General features: G+C 74.3%; 5 protein-coding genes. All 5 read left to right on the top strand.

Annotated features, from left to right (window positions below; translation table 11 throughout):
* A partial coding sequence (locus MNY60_RS23420) for a thiamine-monophosphate kinase (RefSeq protein ID WP_242362041.1) occupies positions 1 to 455 on the top strand: 455 nt, incomplete at its 5' end.
* Between the two features lie 59 nt (positions 456 to 514).
* Positions 515 to 1,903, top strand: a complete 1,389-nt coding sequence (locus tag MNY60_RS23415) for a methyl-accepting chemotaxis protein (protein ID WP_242341542.1) — start codon at positions 515 to 517, stop codon at positions 1,901 to 1,903.
* A gap of 4 nt (positions 1,904 to 1,907) precedes the next feature.
* Complete coding sequence (locus tag MNY60_RS23410; protein ID WP_242357049.1) at positions 1,908 to 2,324, top strand: chemotaxis protein CheW; 417 nt, start codon at positions 1,908 to 1,910, stop codon at positions 2,322 to 2,324.
* Positions 2,325 to 2,367: 43 nt separating this feature from the next.
* Positions 2,368 to 2,736, top strand: a complete 369-nt coding sequence (locus MNY60_RS23405) for a response regulator (RefSeq protein WP_242341544.1) — start codon at positions 2,368 to 2,370, stop codon at positions 2,734 to 2,736.
* Between the two features lie 242 nt (positions 2,737 to 2,978).
* Positions 2,979 to 3,400, top strand: a 422-nt coding sequence (locus tag MNY60_RS23400; RefSeq protein ID WP_242362039.1) for an Hpt domain-containing protein, incomplete at its 3' end; no start/stop codon positions are given.

Here is a 3,400-nt window from a genome sequence, read left to right as displayed (position 1 = left end):
CTCCCGGCGCCCCGGCCGCGCTCGTCCGCCGCCAGCGCCGGCCCACGCCGCGCCTCGCCGCGGGGCGCGCCCTCGCCGGCGTCGCCCGCGCCGCCATCGACGTGTCCGACGGGCTCGTGCAGGACCTCGCCCACCTGTGCGAGGCCTCGCGGGTGGGGGCCCGCATCGGCGTCGCCGATCTGCCGCTCTCCGCCGCCGCGGAGCGGCTCGCCCACCGCTCCGGCGCGGCCCGCGACGCGGCGCTCTCCGGCGGCGAGGACTACGAGCTCGTGGTGGCCCTCGCGCCCTCCCTCCTCCCCGCCGCGCGCGCGGCGGCGGCGAAGGCCCGCACCCCCCTCACCGTCATCGGCCGCTTCGTGAGGGGGCGCGGCGTGCGCGTCGTGGGCCCCACCGGCGCGGCGGTCGAGGTCGAGCGGCGCGGTCACGACCACCTCCGCGCACCCACCGCTCTTTGACTTGCCGCAGGGCGCGTCTAGGATCGCCCCGCCGTCCCACGCCTTGGAGAGGGGCACCCTTGCCGCGAGCGAGCCGAGACGAGCGACTGTCCACCCGCCCGAGCGCGCGCTGGCAGGACGCGCCGCACCTCGTCGCCCTGCGCGGGCGCGCGGCCGAGGCGGCGCCCAGGGCGACGCCGCCGCTCGCCGGCGTGCCGGTCTCGCTCGAGAAGAAGATCCTCTTCAGCTACCTCGTCGTGGGCGCGGTGCTGCTCTTCGCGGTGCCGGAGATCCGCGAGCGCGTGCAGAGCCCGCTCGTGGCGGGCCTGGCGGTGCTCGCCCTCACCCTGCTCCTCGGCATCGTGCTCACCCTCGCCGTCGCGCGGGTGTCGCGCCTCGCCCGCCTGCGCGGGAGCGCGGTCGAGATCAGCCGCGGCGACCTCTCCAAGGCGGTGGTGTCGGAGGAGCAGCGCACCGCCCACGACGAGATCGACGAGCTGACCTACGCCATCCGCACCATGCAGGAGAACCTGCGCGACCTCGTGTCGCGCATCCAGCGGACCGCGCAGTCGGTGGCCGACTCGGCGAACGAGCTGCAGCAGAGCGCCGAGGAGGTGAACGCCTCGACGGACGAGGTCGCCTCCTCCATGGAGAAGATCGCGGTCGGCGCCGGGCAGCAGTCGGAGCTCGTGGAGCGGACCTCCAAGGTGATCGGGGAGATCGCCGCGTCCATCGAGGCGACGGCGCGCAGCGCGGAGGAGGCGGCGCGCGCCTCGGCGGAGACGAGCCAGTCGGCCGCCGCCGGCGGCGACGCCGCCCGGCTCGCCGGCGAGAAGGTGAAGAAGGTGTTCGCCCGCATCGAGGCCGCGAGCGAGCAGGTGTTCGCCTTCGGCGAGCGCACGAAGGAGATCTCCAAGATCGTGGAGGCGATCACCCAGGTCGCGAACCAGACGAACCTGCTCGCCCTGAACGCCACCATCGAGGCGGCCCGCGCCGGCGAGTACGGCCGCGGCTTCGCGGTGGTCGCCGAGGAGGTCCGCAAGCTCGCCGAGTCCGCCGGGCGCTCCGCGGAGCAGATCTCCTCGCTCGCGACCGACATCTCCGGCCGCGCGGGCAAGGTGGTCGAGACCATGAAGGAGTCGGTCTCCGAGCTCGGCGAGGGGCGCGAGGATCTGAACGCCATCATCCGCACCCTGGCCGACATCGCCAAGATCGCCGCCACCGGGGCGGACAAGGTGGGCGTCATCTCCCAGGCCGCCCGCGACCAGCTCCAGGGCTCGGCCGACATGGTCCAGGCGATGGACCACATCTCGGACGTCGCCTCCTCGAACGCGAGCCAGACCGAGCAGGTGCGCAAGGTCACCGCCGAGCAGACCGCGGCGGTCGCGCAGATGGCCGGCGCGGCGCAGGAGCTCACGAACCTCTCGCTCGAGCTCCAGGCGGTCGTCTCGCGGTTCCGGCTCGGCTAGGCGCGTGCGGCACGTCCTCTTCCGCCTCGGCAGGGAGCGGTTCGCGCTGCCGCTCGAGGCGGTGCGCGAGGTGGTGCTGCCCCAGCCGCCCTTCGCCCGCGTGCCGCGCGCGTCCGAGGCGGTGCGCGGGGTGATGAACCTGCGCGGGCGGGTGATCGCGGTGGTGGACCTCGCCCCCCTCGTCGGCCTGGCGGCGCAGGCGCTCGAGCCGTCCGCGGGGCAGGTGATCGTCCTCGACCACGCCCGGCGCGCGCTCGGGCTCCTCATCGGCGGCGTGCTCGGCGTGGAGCCGCTCACGCCGGAGGGCCGCGGCGGCGAGGGGCTCGTGCGCGGCGTCGCGACCTCGCGCGCGGGCGCCGTGACGGTGCTCGGGGCGGACGCCGTCGCGAGCGAAGCGGTCCGGCTGTTCGGCGGTAGGTGATGTGATAGGTTCCGAAGGACACCTTCGGGGGAGAGGTAGGCCGATGGCGAAGCGAGTCCTGATCGTCGACGACGCGATCTTCATGCGGAACATGATCAAGGACATCTTCTCGGGCTCCGGCTTCGAGGTCGTCGGCGAGGCCGCGAACGGGCTCGAGGCGGTCGAGAAGTACCGGGAGCTGAAGCCCGACCTCACCACCATGGACATCGTGATGCCGTTCAAGAGCGGCATCGAGGCGACGCGCGACATCGTCAAGCAGGACCACAAGGCGGTGATCGTGATGTGCAGCGCGCTCGGCCAGGAGTCGCTGGTGATGGAGGCCATCGAGGCCGGCGCGAGCGACTTCATCGTGAAGCCGTTCAAGGCGGAGGACGTCCTCTCCGTCGTGAAGAAGGTCCTGGGCGAGGCCTGAACGAGCGATCATGGTCCCGAAACGCTCAGCGAGCGAAGCGAGCCCGCCGGGGCGACGCCCCGGAAGCGGCGAAGCCGCTCGCGGCGTCGCACGGGACCCGGCGCGCAGGGGTGGGGCCCCGACGAGCTTCGCTCGGCGGGGCGGGGGCGCAGCCCCCGTTCGAACCTGGCTGAACGACAGCGCGACGCGCGTCACCGAAGGTGAACGCGCATCGCGAACTGTCGTTTAGCGCCCGGGGAGCCGTGGCGCTCGATCTCCAGAAGTACCTGGGTCTGTTCGCGAGCGAGGCGGGGGAGCACCTCGCCGCGTTCGGGCGCGAGCTCGTCCGCCTCGAGCGGGCGCCGCCCTCCGCCGCGCGCAACGAGATCGTGGACGCGCTCTTCCGCCACGCGCACAGCGTGAAGGGGATGAGCGCCTCGATGCAGCTCGACGGCATCGCCTCGCTGGCGCACCGCCTGGAGGACCTCGTCGCGCTGTTCCGCGCCGCCCCCGCCCGGCTCGACGCCGCCGCGGTCGATCTCCTCCTCGCCGCGGGCGACGCCCTGCAGGGGATGGTGCAGGAGGCGGCGAAGGGCGGCTCGCCGGCCGAGGAGCCCGTCCTCTCCGCCCGGCTCGCCGAGGCGGCGGCGCGCTATCGCGGCGCGCCCGGCCCGCCGCCGGCGGC

Origin of the sequence: Anaeromyxobacter sp. SG17 (assembly GCF_022690695.1) — a bacterium.
Taxonomy (GTDB): Bacteria; Myxococcota; Myxococcia; order Myxococcales; family Anaeromyxobacteraceae; genus Anaeromyxobacter; species Anaeromyxobacter soli.
Note: the sequence above shows the minus strand (reverse complement) of the source record. Positions and strands in the feature narration are given on the sequence as shown.

Coding starts and splice junctions, on each gene's coding strand:
- MNY60_RS23405 (WP_242341544.1), top strand. CDS start 2,368: ATGGCGAAGCGAGTCCTGATCGTCGACGACGCGATCTTCATGCGGAAC.